Raw genomic sequence first — 16,195 nt, 5'->3', positions numbered from 1 at the left:
CGGCGGAATGCACCAGTCCGCGGATCTCCCGCCCGCCCCCGATGCGCGCGTGCGCGTCCGGGGTGCCAGGGAGCACAACCTGCGCGGCGTCGACGTGGACATCCCGCGCGACGCCCTGACCGTGTTCACGGGGGTCTCCGGATCCGGCAAGAGCTCGCTCGCCTTCGGCACGATCTACGCCGAGGCGCAGCGCCGGTACTTCGAGTCCGTGGCTCCGTACGCCCGCCGGCTCATCCACCAGATCGGCGCCCCGAAGGTGGACTCCATCACCGGGCTGCCGCCCGCGGTCTCCCTGGAGCAGCGCCGCTCCACGCCGGGATCCCGCTCCTCGGTCGGGACGGTGACCCTGCTGTCCAACTCGCTGCGCATGCTCTACTCCCGGGCCGGCACCTACCCGCCCGGCGCGGAGCGGCTGGACTCCGACGCCTTCTCCCCCAACACCGCGGCCGGGGCGTGCCCCTCCTGCCACGGACTCGGCCGGATCCACCACACCAGCGAGGAACTCCTCGTCCCCGACCCGGGGCTGTCCATCCGGCAGGGCGCCATCGCCGCCTGGCCGGGCGCCTGGCAGGGCAAGAACCTGCGCGACATCCTGGAGGCGCTCGGCCACGACGTCGACCGTCCGTGGCGCGAGCTGCCGGCGGAGGACCGCCACTGGATCCTGTTCACCGACGAGCAGCCGGTGGTGACCGTGCACCCGGTGCGGGACGCCGACCGGATCCAGCGCCCCTACCAGGGCACCTACACGAGCGCCCACCGCTACGTGATGCGGACCTTCTCCGACAGCAGGAGCGCCACCCTGCGCACCCGCGCCGAAGGGTTCCTCACCGACTCCCCCTGCCCGACCTGCGGGGGACGCCGATTGCGCCCCGAGGCCCTGGCCGTGACCTTCGCGGGGTACGGCATCGCCGAGCTGGCGGCGATGGCCCTGACCGCCCTGGACGGCGTACTCGCCGCCGCGCCGCTCGACGACGAGGCGGCGCGCGTGCTCGCGCGGGACCTGCGCGCGCGGATCGGGCCCGTGGTCGAGCTCGGCCTCGGCTACCTGAGCCTGGACCGGGCCGCGCCGACCCTGTCCGCGGGCGAGCTCCAGCGGCTGCGGCTGGCGACACAGCTGCGGTCGGGCCTGTTCGGTGTGGTGTACGTACTGGACGAGCCGTCGGCCGGGCTGCACCCGGCCGACACCGAGGCGCTGCTCGGCGTACTGGACCGGCTGAAGGAAGCCGGGAACACGGTCTTCGTCGTGGAACACGACCTGGCGGTGGTCCGGCACGCGGACTGGCTGGTGGACGTCGGCCCGCTGGCCGGGGAGCACGGCGGGCAGGTGCTCCACAGCGGACCGCCGCGGGAACTGGCCGGTGTGGCGGGGTCGGCGACGGCCCGCCACCTGTTCGCCGCTCCCGAGCCGGCCGGGGCGCGCCGCCCGGTCCGCACCGCCACCGGCGCGGTGCGCCTGACCGGGGTAGACCGGCACAACCTCCGTGCGGTGGACGTATCGTTCCCGCTCGGCGTGTTCACCGCGGTGACCGGGGTGTCGGGGTCGGGCAAGTCCACGCTGGTGGGACAGGCGCTGGCCCGGGAGGTCGCCGAGCGGCTGGCGGAACCGGGCTTCCCCGTACGCCGGCTGGTGGAGGTGGACCAGAAGCCGATCGGCCGCACCCCCCGGTCCAACCTGGCCACCTACACGGGACTGTTCGACGTGGTGCGCAAGCTGTTCACGGCCGCACCCGAGGCGCGGGCCCGCGGGTGGAAGGCGGGACGGTTCTCCTTCAACGTGCCGGGCGGCCGCTGCGAGCGGTGCCAGGGCGAGGGTTTCGTCTCCGTGGAACTGCTCTTCCTGCCCAGCACCTACGCCCCGTGCCCGGAGTGTGCGGGTGCGCGGTACAACGCCGAGACGCTCCAGGTCCGGTACGCGGGGCTGAACATCGCCCAGGTGCTGGGGCTGACAGTGGAGTCGGCGGCGGACTTCTTCGCGGACGTCCCGGCGGCGGCGCGCAGCCTGCGGGCGCTCCAGGACATCGGACTGGGCTACCTGCGGCTGGGCCAGCCGGCCACCGAGCTGTCCGGTGGCGAGGCGCAGCGGATCAAGCTGGCCACGGAGCTGCAGCGGCTGCGCCGGGACCACACGCTCTACCTGCTGGACGAGCCGACGACCGGTCTGCATCCCGCTGACGTACGGGTCCTGCTGGGGCGGCTGCACGGTCTCGTGGACGCGGGACACTCGGTGGTGGTCGTGGAGCACGACATGGCGGCGGTGGCGGGCGCGGACTGGGTCATCGACCTGGGGCCCGGCGGCGGCGCGGAGGGCGGCCGGATCGTCGCCTCGGGCACCCCGGAGCAGGTGGCGGCGGGCCCCGGCCGCACGGCGCCGTATCTGGCGCGGGCGCTCGGCGACGGGACCTAGCGCTGTGGGGCGCCCGCCGGCCGGTCCGGCTACGCGTCCCCGGGGAGCAGGCGCTGCGGAAGTTCACGGAAGCTCCACCGGCCCTGGCGGCGGCTGAACACCCAGACGAGGTCGTGGCGGTCGGGCCAGGTGGCGGGAACCTCCAGGACCTGATGGGCGCCGAGGGCGCGGACCAGGCGGGGCATGCCGCTGTGCTCCCAGCACACGAGCACGGGCATCGGGGCGCGCAGGGCGGCCTGCGCGAGCGCCGGCTCGGCGCCGAGGGCGAACTCGGCGCGTACGGGGGTGCGCAGCGCCGTGGCCAGGGGCGCGACGGTCTGCTTGCAGCGCGCGGGCGCCGCGGCCTTGCCGCCCGCCGCGAAGACGGTGGTGGGGCGGGGCAGCGAGGAGCCGCGGGTGGGCGGGAAGAGCCGGGGGAGCTCCTCGGCTCGTCGCCAGCCGCGGCCGGCGAGCGAGCCCGGGTCGTCCTCGCCCTCCTCGTCCCAGCCGATGTCACCGGCGTAGGGCTCCTCGGCATGCCGGATCACCATGACCAGGGCGTCGCCGGCCGCGGCCTGCGGACCGGATGCCGGCTGCCGCGCGGGTTCCTCCCCGGAGCAGCCGGCCACCACCAGCGGGGCGAGAGCCGCGGCCAGGAGGGCTCGGCGGCGCGGTCCGGACCCGGCGGGGGCATGTGGCATGCGTGCACTGTCCCCCACCGGGGGGAGCGCGCGGGGGCGCGGCGCGGCGTACGGCCCGTACGAGCGCCCGGTCGGCGGATCGGGTCAGCCGGTCGGCGGACGCGACCGGACGGCCGGCGGGCCGGGGCAGGCGGTGGGCCGGGGCGGCCGGCGGATGCGGCGGGAGGCCGGCCGACGCGGCGGGGGGAGGTCAGCCCTTGCGGACCGCCCGCAGCCACTCCTTGTTCATCGCGGCGATGGACGGGAGCGGGATGCCCTTCGGACACGCCGTGGCGCACTCGCCGGTGAGGGTGCAGCCGCCGAAACCCTCCTCGTCCATCGCGGCCACCATGTCGAGGACCCGCGATTCCCGCTCGGGAGAGCCCTGCGGGAGGACGTTGAGGTGGTTGATCTTGGCGGAGGTGAAGAGCATCGCCGAGCCGTTGGGACAGGCCGCCACGCAGGCGCCGCAGCCGATGCACTCGGCGTGCTCGAACGCGAAGTCGGCGTCCGCCTTCGGCACGGCCGTGGCGTGCGCCTCGGGGGCGGCGCCGGTGGGGGCCGTGATGTAGCCGCCGGACTGGATGATGCGGTCGAAGGCACCGCGGTCGACGACGAGGTCCTTGACCACCGGGAAGGCGGCGGCCCGCCAGGGCTCGACGTCGATGGTGTCGCCGTCGGCGAAGGACCGCATGTGGAGCTGGCAGGTGGTGGTGCGCTCCGGGCCGTGGGCGTCGCCGTTGATGACGAGGCTGCACGCCCCGCAGATGCCCTCGCGGCAGTCGTGGTCGAAGGCCACCGGGTCCTCTCCGCGCAGGATGAGGTCCTCGTTGAGGGTGTCGAGCATCTCCAGGAAGGACATGTCCTTCGAGATGCCGTCGACCTCGTACGAGGCCATGGCGCCGGGGGCGTCGGCGTTCTGCTGGCGCCAGACGCGCAGGGTGAGCTTCATGCGTAGCTCCGCTGGGTGGGGTGGACGTACTCGAAGACGAGGTCTTCCTTGTGCAGGACGGGTGCGGCGCCGCCGGAGAACTCCCAGGCGGCGGCGTAGGAGAACTCCTCGTCACGGCGTGCGGCCTCGCCGTCCGGGGTCTGGGACTCCTCGCGGAAGTGGCCGCCGCAGGACTCGGCGCGGTGGAGCGCGTCGAGGCACATCAGCTCGGCGAGTTCCAGGTAGTCGACGACGCGGTTGGCCTTCTCCAGCGACTGGTTGAACTCCTCGCCGCTGCCGGGCACCTTGACCCGTCGCCAGAACTCCTCGCGTATCTCGGGAATACGGGCGAGCGCCTTCCGCAGACCCTCCTCGGAGCGGGCCATTCCGCAGTACTCCCACATGAGTGCGCCGATCTCGCGGTGGAAGGAGTCGGGGGTGCGGTCGCCGCCGACGGCGAGCAGCCTCGCGAGGCGCTCCCGGGTCTCCCACACGGCTTCGCGGGCCTCGGGGTGGGTGTCGTCCACGGTCACCTGGTGCGGGTGGCGGGCCAGGTAGTCGTTGATGGTGGCGGGGAGCACGAAGTAGCCGTCGGCGAGGCCCTGCATGAGGGCGGAGGCACCGAGGCGGTTCGCACCGTGGTCGGAGAAGTTGGCCTCGCCGATCGCGAAGAGCCCGGGGACGGTGGTCTGCAGGTCGTAGTCGACCCACAGGCCGCCCATCGTGTAGTGGACGGCGGGGTAGATCCGCATGGGGACCTCGTACGGGTCCTCCGCGGTGATCCGCTCGTACATCTCGAAGAGGTTGCCGTACTTCTCGGCGACCTTGTCCCGGCCCATCCGGCGGATGGCGTCGGCGAAGTCGAGGTAGACGCCCTGGCCGCCCGGGCCGACGCCGCGACCCTCGTCGCAGACGTTCTTGGCGGCGCGGGAGGCGATGTCGCGGGGCACGAGGTTGCCGAAGGAGGGGTAGATCCGCTCCAGGTAGTAGTCCCGCTCCGCTTCGGGGATGTCGGCGGCCGGCCGGTTGTCGCCCTTCGCCTTGGGCACCCAGATGCGGCCGTCGTTGCGCAGGGACTCGCTCATCAGGGTGAGCTTGGACTGGTGGTCGCCGGTCCGCGGGATGCAGGTGGGGTGGATCTGGGTGAAGCAGGGGTTGGCGAAGTACGCGCCGCGCCGGTGCGCCCGCCAGACGGCGGTCGCGTTGGAGTTCATGGCGTTGGTGGAGAGGTAGAAGACGTTGCCGTAGCCGCCGCTGGCCAGCACCACCGCGTCGGCGTAGTGGGTGGAGATCTCACCGGTGACGAGGTCGCGGGCCACGATGCCGCGGGCCACGCCGTCGACGGTGATCAGGTCGAGCATCTCGGTGCGCGCGTGCATCTCGACGTTGCCGGCGGCGATCTGCCGGGACAGGGCCTGGTAGGCGCCGAGGAGGAGCTGCTGGCCGGTCTGGCCGCGGGCGTAGAAGGTGCGGGAGACCTGGACGCCGCCGAAGGACCGGGTGTCGAGGAGGCCGCCGTACTCCCGCGCGAAAGGGACTCCCTGGGCGACGCACTGGTCGATGATCTCGACGGAGATCTGCGCGAGGCGGTGGACGTTGGACTCGCGGGCGCGGAAGTCGCCGCCCTTGACGGTGTCGTAGAACAGGCGGTGCACCGAGTCACCGTCGTTGCGGTAGTTCTTGGCGGCGTTGATGCCGCCCTGGGCGGCGATGGAGTGGGCGCGGCGCGGGGAGTCGGAGAAGCAGAACTGGACCACGTGGTAGCCCTGTTCGGCGAGCGTCGCACCGGCGGAGCCGCCGGCCAGACCGGTACCGACGACGATGACCGTGTGCTTGCGGCGGTTGGCCGGGTTGACGAGCCTGGCCTCGAACCGGCGGCGGTCCCAGCGGTCCGCGATGGGCCCTTCGGGGGCTTTGGCGTCGGTGAGGGGCTCACCGGTGGTGTAGTGGGTGTAGTCGTATCCGATGTCGCTCATGGTCAGTTCACCACTCCGGTCATGACGGCCACGGGGACGGAGACGAATCCCGCGAAGAGGACGAGGGCCAGGGCGTTGGCCAGGAACTTCAGCGTCCGCTCGCGGCGGGCGTTGCCCGCGCCGAGGGTCTGGGCGGCGCTCCAGAAGCCGTGCCGGACGTGCAGTCCGAGGGCCGTCATCGCCACGATGTAGATCGTGTTCCCGTACCAGGTGGAGAATGTCGACAGGACGTTCTCGTACGGGTGGCCGGCCCAGGCGCGTTCGTTGACGGTGAGGGTCGTCAGGTCGAGCAGGTGCCAGACGATGAACAGACCGAGGATGATGCCGCCCCAGCGCATGGTGCGGGTGGCGTAGTCGGCCCGGCGGCGCTTGCGGGCGTACTTCACCGGGCGGGCCCGGATGCCGCGACGGCTGAGCTGGTACGCGCAGACGGCGTGGGCGACGACCGCGGCGAGCAGCGCGACGCGGACGATCCACAGCGCCCACTCGTGGTGCAGGAAGGGCGCGCCGAGGGTGCGCAGCCAGTGGGCGTAGCCGTTGAACTCGTCCGCCCCGAAGAAGATCTTGAGGTTGCCCAGCATGTGCACGACGAGGTAGCCGAGCATGATCAAGCCGGACACGGCCATCACGGACTTCTTGCCGACGGACGAGTCCCAGATCGTGCGCGTGGTGGACGGCCGTCGACCCGTCCGCGTTGCCAGTGCCATGCCTCGACCGTAAGGACGAACGTCCCGAAAGGTCCAAGACATGATGAGGCTGATATCCATAGGTACTCCCTATGACTCGGGCTATTCTGGTCACCATGCAGTTCCAGCAGCTCCTCTACTTCGTGGCCGTCGCCGACACCCGGCACTTCACCCGCGCCGCGGAGCGGGTGCACGTGGCCCAGCCTTCGCTGTCCCAGCAGATCAAGGCCCTGGAGCGGGAGCTGGGCGCCGAGTTGTTCAGTCGGGCCCGGGGCAACATCGCGCTCACCGACGCGGGCGAGGCATTGCTTCCGCTGGCCCGGCGGATCCTGGCGGACGCGGACACCGCCCGCCTCGAGGTGCAGGAACTGGCGCAGCTGCGGCGGGGGCGGGTCCGCCTCGGCGCCACACCGAGCGTCTGCACGGGCCTGCTGCCGGACGTGCTCCGTGCGTTCCACCGCGCACACCCGGGGATCGAGCTGCTGATCGAGGAGAGCGGTTCGCTCGATCTCGTACGGGAACTGGCGCGCGGCGCCCTCGACCTGGCCCTGATCGCGCTGCCCCTGCCACCGTCGGCCCCGGCACTGACGACGGTGGAGCTGCTGACGGAGGACCTGGTGGTGGTGTCCTCCGCGGAGCTGCCGGCGCCGGGCGGGGGCGGGGCGCTGGCCATCTCCGGACTGCGCGACGAACCGATGGTGATGTTCCGGCACGGCTACGACCTGCGGGAGCTGACGGTGGCCGCCTGTCGCGCGGAGGGCTTCGAGCCGGTGTTCACGGTGGAGGGCGGCGAGATGGACGCCGTCCTCGGTTTCGTCAGGGCGGGGCTGGGTGTGGCGGTGGTCCCCGCGATGGTGGTCGACCGTGCGACTCCCGGCCTGCGGGCGACACCCCTGGCGGGCTCGCCACTGCGCCGCACGATCGCGCTGGCCCACCGCACGGACGTGGCCCCTCCGCGTGCGGCGCGCGAACTGAAGCGGATGCTGGTGGGCGGAGACTGAGGGTCCGGACGGCCGACCGGACCAGGAGCGCGAGCCCCGGGGCGCAGCGCCGGACCAGGGCGGCGAGGCCGAAGAGCGCGGCGAGTACGGCGATGCCGGCCCAGGCCGACGGCCGCGCGGACGGGGGCCGAGGCGAAGGCAGGGGCAGGGGCAGGGGCAGGGGCGGCAGAACCGTCTTGCCGGCGAACTCCGCTCAGCTCGCCGACCCGGCACCGGGACGTATGGGCAACACCTGGTCGAGCCCGCCGGCCAGCATGCCGAAGGCGGCGTCGGCGTCCGCCCTGGCTGCCGGGTGGGCCGCGTCGGCGCTCTGCCCCGCCTCGATGCGACGCCAGTTCTCCCGGCCCAGCTCCTGGCGGGTCGCCACCAGGTGCAGTGCGGCCAGCCGGGCGGTGAGCGGCGGAGTGGATTCGCCCTCCAGCTCGGCAGCGAGCAGCTCGACCTCGCGGGCGGTGTAGCGGGCGAGGCGGGTCTCGAGGCTGGCGGTGGAGAAGACCAGCCGTTCGAAGGCGAGGACCGCGGGGTGGTCGCAGAGCCCGGTGATCGGGTCCCGCCGGTCGAGCGCTGCCAGGAAGTGCTCCCGTAGGGCGCCGACGGGGCCTTGGCCGGCGGGCCGCTCGCGCACGATGCGCGCCGCCTCGCCCTGGTGGTCGGCGAAGCCGTCCAGGACGAGGTCCTCCTTACTCGGGAAGTACCGGAACAAGGTGGGTTTGGAAACCTCCGCCGCCGCGGCGACGTCCGCCACGGAGACGGAGTCGAAGCCGTGCTCCAGGAAGAGTTCGAGCGCCGTGGCCGCCAATCGCCGGCGGGTCCGGAGCTTCTTGTTCTCGCGCAGTCCAGTCGTCTCGTTCATGTGCCCACCCTAGCACCTCTTCGTTACTCGGTCACTATTCTTTCTCGGTCATTTTCTTGACCGGGTTGCTTTTTGGTGGAGGAGCCGCTTTCCTTGAGTCAACGACACGACGAGAGGACTTCCGATGACCGATGTAGTGATCGCGGGCTCCGGCCCCACCGGACTCACCCTGGCCTGCGAGCTGGCCCTGCGCGGCATCGCCGTCCGAATCCTCGAACGCCGTCGCGAACCCCACCGGGAGTCGCGGGGCAAGGGGCTGAACCAGGACAGCCTGGAAGTCCTCGCCCGCCTGGGCGTCCTCGAAGAGGTCCGCGCCGTAGGCACCTTCGAGGTGATCCTGCGCAAGTACTTCGACGGGGCTCACATCAAGGACACACCGGTCGACGGCGGGGGCCTCCTGATCGGGCAGTGGCAGGTCGAACAGGTTCTGCGCGAGCGCCTGGCCGGCCTCGGAGTCCCCGTCGAGTACGGCGCGGAACTCGTGGCGCTCTCCCAGGACGCCACCGGGGTCACCGCACAGCTGGCCGACGGCCGTTCGGTCCGTGCCGGCTATGCCGCGGGGTGCGACGGCGGGCGCAGCACCGTCCGGGAACTCCTCGCGATTCCCTTCGAAGGGCAGACGGAGGAGAAGCCCTCCATGGTGGTCGGGGACGTGCGGGCGCCGGGGCTGAGCCGGGACTACTGGCACCAGTGGTTCACGTCGGACGGCGGCGGGATACTGCTCTGCCCCATACCGGGGACCGACACCTTCCAACTCCAGGCCGCGCCCGAGCAGGACGAGCGGGAGCAGCCGGTCCCGCCCTCGCTGGAGAGCTTCCAGCGGCTCTTCGACCGGTACGCAGGGGTGCCGGGAATCCGGTTGGAGGCGGCCGGCTGGCTCTCGTCATGGCGGGCCAACGTCCGCAAGGCCGCCCGCATGCGCGAGGGCCGGGTCTTCCTCGCCGGGGACGCGGCGCACGTCCACCCGATAGCCGGCGGCCTGGGCATGAACACCGGGATCCAGGACGCGGCAGCCCTCGCCCGGGCCCTCGCCGCCGCCACCACCGACCCGGCACCCGGCGGTGTGCTCGACGCGTACGAGGCCGAGCGCCTGCCGGTGGCAGCGGAGCTGCTGGCCGACACCACCCGGCGGATGGAGCGGGTGCTGGCGGCGGTTCGCGAACCGGGGCGCGGAACGGAGGCGGGCATGGACTGACGAGACGGGGAACCCCTGGCGGGACGGGGATACCGCCTGACGAGACGGGAACTGCCTGACGGGGCGGGGACCACCTCACGCGACGTAGCCGCCTCGCGGGACGGGGACGCCTCACAAGACGGGACCGCCTGGCGGGGCAGGCCGCCGCCTGGGGGGATGCGGTTGCTGCTCGACGGGACGCGGTTGCTGCCTGACGGGGCGGGGCCCCCTGACGGGACGTGCACGGGCGGCGGCCGGGGTGGTTGGAGCCCGGGAGGGCAGCCGGGGTGGTTGGAGCCCGGGAGGGCAGCCGGGGTGGTTGGAGCCCGGGAGGGCAGCCGGGGTGGTTGGAGCCCGGGAGGGCAGCCGGCGGCTCGACAGGAAGTGGCGCAGCAGGTCAGGACGGTGCGGGCACGGCGTCCGAGAGGGAGAGGGTGTGGATGCGGTCGGGGGCGCCAGGCCGGGCGTAGTACCAGCCCTGGGCGGTGTCGCAGCCGAGGTCGCGCAGCTGGGCGGCCTGGGCTCCGGTCTCCACGCCCTCCACGGTGACGGCGAGTTCGAGGCTGTGGGCGAGGGCGACGATCCCCTCCACGATCTTGACGTCGACCGGGTTGGCCGGGCTCTGCTGCATCCCCTGGGTGAAGGAGCGATCCAGTTTCAGGACGCTGACCGGCAGGCGGCGCAGGTTGGCCAGGTTCGAGTAGCCGGTGCCGAAGTCGTCCAGGGCGATGTCCACGCCGAGGGCGGCGAGCCGGCGCAGTGGTTCGAGGAGTTCGTCGTCGGCGCCTATCAGGGCCGACTCGGTCACCTCCAGGCACAGCGCGCCCGGGGCGAGGCCCGACTTCTCCAGCACGGCGACGGTGTCGGCGACCAGGCCAGGGTGGTGCAGCTGGGTCGGCGAGAGGTTGACGTTGACGCGCAGGGACGAGCCGCCGTGCTGGCGCTGCCAGTTGCGGGCCTGGCGGACGGCCTCCTCCAGAACCCAGCGGCCGAGCGGCACGATCAGCCCGGTCCGTTCGGCGAGCGGGATGAAGCGGTCCGGGCCGAGCACCCCGTACTGGGGGTGTGACCAGCGCACCAGCGCCTCCGCCCCGTGCACGCTGCCGTCGTGCATGTGCACCAGCGGCTGGTACTCGATGAAGAACTCCCCGCGCTCCAGCGCCGCGGGCAGGGCGTTGGTCAGCCCGTGGCGGGTGATGGCCCGGGCGTCGGCCTCGGCGTCGGCGAACTCGAAGCGATTCCCGCCGGCCGCCTTGGCCCGGTACATCGTGATGTCCGCGCTGCGCAGCACCTCCGCCGGGGTGCGCTCGCGGGCCGGGCCCTCCACGATGCCGATGCTGCCCCTGACCGACAGTTCACGACCCTCCAGCCGGATCGGCGTCGACAGGGCGGACAGGATGCGGACCGCCAGGTCGGTCACCTCCTGCTCGGTGTCGGGGCCGGTGGTCAGGGCCACGAACTCGTCCCCGCCGAGCCGGGCCACCACCTCGCCGGGGCCGGTCGCGCAGCTCTGCAGCCGGTCCGCGACCTCCACCAGCAGCCGGTCGCCCGCCGAGTGGCCGAGGCTGTCGTTGACCGCCTTGAACCCGTCGAGATCCAGGTAGCACAGGCCGAAGCGGCTCGCCCCCGGTCCGTTCAGGGCCTTCTCCAGCCGTTCGAAGAACAACGTCCGGTTGGGCAGTCCGGTCAGGGCGTCGTGGGTCGCCTCGTAGCGCAGGCGCAGGTTCAGCAGCCGGCGTTCGGTGGTGTCCTCCATCAGCGCCAGCTGGTAGCGGGGCACGCCGTCGGCGTCGCGCAGCAGCGACACCGTCAGGTTGGTCCAGAGCACGGTGCCGTCGTGCCGGTAGTACGGCTTCTCCACGCGGAAGTTCTCCCGCTCGCCGCGCACGAGCTCGCCGTACATGCGCCAGACGTGCGGGGTGTCGTCCGGGTGCCCCCACTCACTGACCTTCCGACCCCGGACGTGCCCCTCCAGGCCGCCGAACATCTGCAGCAGCGCGTCGTTGACCTCGAGGATGTTCCCGTCCAGGTCGGCGATGCCGATCCCGACGGCCGCTCCTTCGAAGACCGCCCGGAAGCGCTCCTCGCTCGCGTGCAGCGCCTGCTGGGCGTCTATGCGGGCGGTCAGCGCCGAACGGGCGATGGCCTCCTGCTCCTTGAGGGTGCGTTCGCGCAGGGCCCGGGCGAAGCCCGCGGCGATGCCGTGCTGGAGGCGGGCGCAGCGGGACCGGTACTCCTCGGTGTCCTCGGTGCCGGAGCCCGAGCCGGGTCCGGGTCCGTGCCAGCCGGGCCCGCAGTAGAGCACCAGGTACGACTCGATCACCCCGAGGGTGCCCGACAGGGCGTCGGGGTCGGTGCAGTGCACGGCGACGAGCTCCGCGCCGATCCGCTGGGCGACGGAGGCGTCGAAGGGGCGGGCGTGCAGGGCCTCGGCGAGCGTCCGGGTGAGCGGGACCAGGTGGCGTTCGAACTCGGCGCGGGTCAGTGACGTCGCGGTGACCGGGAAGATGGCCCGTCCCCAGATGGTCGCGAAGCGGGCGATCCGGTCCTCGATACCCCCTTTGGGAACCGCCGGTTGCCCGGAAATCGCGGTCCCCGCCACCCCGGCGCCGGGGACCGGAGCCGCGGCGCGGGCCGCGGTACCGTCCGGCGCGCCTGCCGTCTGTGCCGGAAGTCTCACGCCTTGCGTCCCACGCCGCCGAAGCCGGAGAAGGCGTACGGGTCCTCGGGAACGGCGCCGTCCTCCGCGGACTCCGCTCGGTCCGGCCGCCAGTCGGGCATGGACACCAGACCCGGCTCGAGCATCTCGAAGCCGTCGAAGAACCTGCGGATCTGGTCGCCGCTGCGCATGACGAGGGGGTTGCGGATGTCGCGGTAGACCCCGACGGTGCCGCCCGCGACCTCTTCCGTGAGCGGGATCCCCTCGAACGAGGCGTGCGTGAGGATCAGCAGGCTGCCGGGGGCCAGCGCGTCGCGCAGCTCGGCCACGGCGGTGTACGGATCGTCCGCGTCCTCCAGGAAGTGCAGGACGGCGACGAGCAGGAGCGCGACCGGCCGGTCGAAGTCGAGCAACCGCAGTACCTCGGGGGCTTCCAGGATGTCCTGCGGCTTGCGCAGGTCGGCGGCGACGACACCGCTGCGCTCGTCGCCGGCCAGGACGGCCTGGCTGTGGGCGACGGCCACCGGGTCGTGGTCGACGTAGACCACGCGCGCCTGGGAACTGGCGGCCTGGGCGATCTCGTGGACATTGCCGAAGGTGGGGATGCCGGAGCCGATGTCGAGGAACTGCGTGATGCCCTCGGCGACCGCGTGGCGCACCGCGCGGCGCATGAATGCCCGGTTGGCCTGCATGATCTTGGGCAGGCCCGGCATGAATTCCATGGCCCGGCGGGCAGCCTGGCGGTCGATCTCGAAATTGTGGGAGCCGCCCAGGTAGTAATCGTAGATGCGGGACACGCTCGGCACCGATATGTCGATGCCTGGCGGGGCCCAGGCGGGGCGCTCCATCGGGGTCTCCAAGCGTTGTTCCTGCGGCGGTCCGTCAGCGGTCGGACTCCTGTCCGAGCCGAATGTACTGATCATTGCCCAACAGGGCGAGCAAAAGCGGAAATTGGCGGTCCGTTCTTCGTCACACACCAAACACGCCCGGCACACCCACACCTGGGATTGATCGATACCGACACATCCCTTTTGGGAATTGCGCGATGAGTGCCCGAACTCGCCCATCCGACGACCCGCGCGTGGCTCAAACCTTTCCGCTCGGCACTCCATCCGTTCAGGCGAACCGGCTCGGACCTTCGCGTGCGCGGGCGTGCACGACCCCATGCTCGCCGGGTGAACAAAGCCTGTGCCCGACGCCTGATGGCGGTTCCGGTCCTGCTGTGGGCGGCCCTGTCCATCACACCGGCCGTGGCTGATAGCGATGCCTCGGTGACGACCGGATCCGGCAGCGGCCCCTCCGCACGCGCCCTGGTCACCTCGGCCGCCGGCGGGGTCCGCGGAGAGGGTTCGGGTGGCGGACATCACGGCGGCCGATCCGACGGCCGGCCCGCCAGCCGATCCGGTGAGCGACCCGACGGCCGACCCGGCGGACAGCATGGCGGAGACGACGCACGAGGCCGTCCCGACCGAGGAGACCGACCAGGCCGGCACGACGGCCGCGCGGGCCGCGAGAACCGCGGCGAACCCCACGAGCGCGACAGTCCCCACGGACACGACGGACACCAGGGGCACGGCGGGCACCCCGGGCACGGCGGACACCACGGACATGGTGGTCACCCCGGGCACGGCGGACACGGCGGGCACCACGGACACGGCGGGCACCACTGTCCTCCGCCGCCACCCCCTCCCCCGCCGTGCCCGCCGAAGCCCTCCCCCACCCCGCCGCCCCCCGAGCCCACGCCCCCGCCCCCACCCACCCCGAAGCCGCCGCTCCCTCCGGCACCCGCCCCGCCCAAGCCCACGCCCAAGCCCACACCATCGCCGCCCCCGCCCCCGCCCCCGCCCCAGCCGGCACCGAGGCCGGCGGCCGTCGTCCCGAAACCCGCGCCGCCCGCACCCGCCCCGCCCCCGGTCCGCACGGCGCCCGTCCCTCCCCCGCCCGCCCCCGTGTCCCCACCGCCCGCGGCCAGGCCGGTAGCGCGCCCCATCTACCACGCGCCCGCCCGCAAACCGGTCGAACACCACATCTCGCCGGTCACCTTCACCCTGCTGACCGCGGCTCCCGCAGTCCTCGCGATCGTCGCGTTGCGCCCCCGGTAGCCCTTCCGCCCCACCAGTAACCGATTGGGAGTCATCTTGTCGGAATGGCTCGTCCTGACCCTCGCGATGGCCGCTGCCTGTGCCGTGGTGCTGTCCATCGCCTTCCTCCACCACCGCAGGATCGGCGAGGACGACGATCCGAACGAAACCCCCGACGTCATCGAGTACATGACGATGATGATCGGCGTGATCTACGCGATCGTGCTGGGCCTGGCGATCGCCGGCGTCTGGGAGGGCCGCGGCGCCGCCCAGGAGTACGTCCGCCAGGAGGCGCAGGCCCTGCACGAGATCAGCGTCCGCTCCGAGGTCTACCCGGCCGAGGTCCGCAAGGCCATCCGCTCCGACGTCGACGCCTACGTGACGCACGTGGTGGGCACGGAGTGGCGGGAGATGGGCGACCACGGCCGGCTCACGGACCGCGGCGGGGAACTGCTGGAGCGGATCCGCCGGGACGTCACCGACTACGAACCGCAGACCGATCACGAGGGGCAGGCCTACCAGCCGCTGGTCGACCAGGTCGCCGTGGTGGACGACGCCCGCAGTGCGCGCGGGCTGAGCGCCGGGGCCACGATGCCGGGAGTGGTGTGGTTCGGGCTCATCGCCGGGGCCCTGGTGACAGTGGGCCTGATCTTCACCCTGCAGATCAGGCGCTCCTTCCGGGAGCTGCTGCTGGCCGGCCTGTTCAGCGCCCTGATCGCCTTCCTGCTGTTCCTGATCTGGGACTTCGACGCGCCGTTCGGGCGGGGCATCTCGGCCACCGCCGAACCGTTCCTCTCGCAGTTCCCGCATCTGGGCCTCGAAGACTGAGCGCCGCCCGGCCGCGCGCAAACCGGGGGTGGGCCTTCCGTCCCCGGTTCGGCCCAGTCACATGCCCCATTCGCCCGTTCCTGATCGCGGGCGCGGCCCCCCGCGCCTAGCGTGGCGGACATCGAGGCGCACGACACCCCACGTGCGGAAACCCCTTCCGCGGCTGCTCCTCGGGGATCCGGAGAATCAACCATGGGTGCGATACGTACCTCCGCCACCGCCCTGCTGATCGCCGGCGCCACGGGCGCCGTACTCGCGCTCGGCCCGCCCGGCACGACCGCCCGCAGCACCGCGAACGCCGCGGAGCCCCGGCAGGTCACCTCGTTCGGCTTCTCCCTCACCCCGTCCACGGTCGCCCGGGGCGGCCAGACGGTGCTGTCGGTCACCGGCTGCAACGCCGCCTACGCCACGGTCAACTCCGGGGTCTTCGACACCGTGAGCGTCGCCCGTGGCCAGGCCGTACGGGTCACGGTGGACAGCGACGCCCGGCCCGGAGCCGTGTACTCCGTCTCCTTCACCTGCAACGGGGAGACCGGCTCGGCCGATCTGACGATCGCGGGCGGCACCAGCAGCCCGACCACCAGCTCCACGCAAACAACCACCCCCGTGGCCCCCACCCCCGGGACCGCAACCCCCGGGACCGCCGTCACCGGCTCCGCCCGGGGCGTTCAGGGCGGCGTCGGCGGCAGTGCGGCCGGCATGAACCTCGTGCAGATCAGTGCGGGGGCCGGCCTCCTCCTCGCCGCCGCGGCCGGGACGGTGTACACCGTGCGCCGCCGCGTCAGTCGTCGCGGTCACTGAAACCGCCTCGGCGCCCCCTGCCCCGCCCGGCCGGTCGCCCCGGGTCCTGGCCAGGACCCGGGGCGACCGGCGGAGGGGTGTGTTCCCCGAAGGCACCCTGGTAGGAACCCCGGAAGGCACCCCGGAGGGTCTGACCGGGGAG

The 16,195-nt window shown here is 72.7% G+C and carries 12 protein-coding genes; 5 read left to right on the top strand and 7 right to left on the bottom strand.

The genetic code is table 11. From position 1 onward, the window contains the following. Window positions 1–7: 7 nt before the first annotated feature. Window positions 8–2,404 carry an excinuclease ABC subunit UvrA gene (locus AC07FY_RS05425; protein ID WP_479000736.1) on the top strand — a complete coding sequence of 799 codons (2,397 nt, stop codon included), beginning with the start codon at window positions 8–10 and terminating at the stop codon, window positions 2,402–2,404. 29 nt (window positions 2,405–2,433) lie between these two features. Here AC07FY_RS05425 and AC07FY_RS05420 read toward each other — a convergent pair whose 3' ends face one another. From AC07FY_RS05420 to AC07FY_RS05405, 4 genes are all read right to left on the bottom strand, one after another. Then, window positions 2,434–3,084 carry a hypothetical protein gene (locus AC07FY_RS05420; RefSeq protein ID WP_479000733.1) on the bottom strand — a complete coding sequence of 217 codons (651 nt, stop codon included), beginning with the start codon at window positions 3,082–3,084 and terminating at the stop codon, window positions 2,434–2,436. A 190-nt stretch (window positions 3,085–3,274) separates the two neighbouring features. After that, window positions 3,275–4,015: a succinate dehydrogenase/fumarate reductase iron-sulfur subunit gene (locus tag AC07FY_RS05415; RefSeq protein ID WP_479000730.1), complete on the bottom strand. Its 741-nt coding sequence runs from the start codon at window positions 4,013–4,015 to the stop codon at window positions 3,275–3,277. Further along, window positions 4,012–5,970 carry a fumarate reductase/succinate dehydrogenase flavoprotein subunit gene (locus tag AC07FY_RS05410; RefSeq protein WP_479000727.1) on the bottom strand — a complete coding sequence of 653 codons (1,959 nt, stop codon included), beginning with the start codon at window positions 5,968–5,970 and terminating at the stop codon, window positions 4,012–4,014. Before AC07FY_RS05410 ends, AC07FY_RS05415 begins: the two co-directional genes overlap by 4 nt. A gap of 2 nt (window positions 5,971–5,972) precedes the next feature. Further along, window positions 5,973–6,677: a succinate dehydrogenase gene (locus tag AC07FY_RS05405; RefSeq protein WP_479000724.1), complete on the bottom strand. Its 705-nt coding sequence runs from the start codon at window positions 6,675–6,677 to the stop codon at window positions 5,973–5,975. A gap of 95 nt (window positions 6,678–6,772) precedes the next feature. Here AC07FY_RS05405 and AC07FY_RS05400 point away from each other — a divergent pair, with 95 nt between their 5' ends. Further along, on the top strand, window positions 6,773–7,657 hold the full coding sequence (locus tag AC07FY_RS05400; RefSeq protein ID WP_479000721.1) for a LysR family transcriptional regulator: 885 nt from the start codon (window positions 6,773–6,775) through the stop codon (window positions 7,655–7,657). A gap of 193 nt (window positions 7,658–7,850) precedes the next feature. Here the strand turns inward: AC07FY_RS05400 and AC07FY_RS05395 are convergent, their stop codons facing one another. Further along, complete coding sequence (locus AC07FY_RS05395; protein ID WP_479000718.1) at window positions 7,851–8,510, bottom strand: TetR/AcrR family transcriptional regulator; 660 nt, start codon at window positions 8,508–8,510, stop codon at window positions 7,851–7,853. Between the two features lie 124 nt (window positions 8,511–8,634). Here AC07FY_RS05395 and AC07FY_RS05390 point away from each other — a divergent pair, with 124 nt between their 5' ends. Next, the gene (locus tag AC07FY_RS05390) at window positions 8,635–9,705 is read left to right on the top strand and encodes an FAD-dependent monooxygenase (protein ID WP_479000715.1); all 1,071 of its coding nucleotides are present in this window, start codon (window positions 8,635–8,637) and stop codon (window positions 9,703–9,705) included. Between the two features lie 376 nt (window positions 9,706–10,081). Here the strand turns inward: AC07FY_RS05390 and AC07FY_RS05385 are convergent, their stop codons facing one another. Then, window positions 10,082–12,286, bottom strand: coding sequence for a putative bifunctional diguanylate cyclase/phosphodiesterase (locus tag AC07FY_RS05385; RefSeq protein WP_479001582.1), 2,205 nt, complete (start codon window positions 12,284–12,286; stop codon window positions 10,082–10,084). A 74-nt stretch (window positions 12,287–12,360) separates the two neighbouring features. Further along, window positions 12,361–13,191 carry an SAM-dependent methyltransferase gene (locus tag AC07FY_RS05380; RefSeq protein ID WP_479001579.1) on the bottom strand — a complete coding sequence of 277 codons (831 nt, stop codon included), beginning with the start codon at window positions 13,189–13,191 and terminating at the stop codon, window positions 12,361–12,363. A 1,290-nt stretch (window positions 13,192–14,481) separates the two neighbouring features. Here AC07FY_RS05380 and AC07FY_RS05375 point away from each other — a divergent pair. Together AC07FY_RS05375 and AC07FY_RS05370 are read left to right on the top strand one after the other, a co-directional pair. After that, window positions 14,482–15,252 carry a bestrophin-like domain gene (locus AC07FY_RS05375; RefSeq protein ID WP_479000712.1) on the top strand — a complete coding sequence of 257 codons (771 nt, stop codon included), beginning with the start codon at window positions 14,482–14,484 and terminating at the stop codon, window positions 15,250–15,252. 192 nt (window positions 15,253–15,444) lie between these two features. Continuing rightward, window positions 15,445–16,053: a hypothetical protein gene (locus tag AC07FY_RS05370; RefSeq protein WP_479000709.1), complete on the top strand. Its 609-nt coding sequence runs from the start codon at window positions 15,445–15,447 to the stop codon at window positions 16,051–16,053. The last annotated feature ends 142 nt before the right edge of the window (window positions 16,054–16,195 follow it).

It is taken from the genome of Streptomyces sp. NPDC045967, from assembly GCF_056430495.1.
Note: the sequence above shows the minus strand (reverse complement) of the source record. Positions and strands in the feature narration are given on the sequence as shown.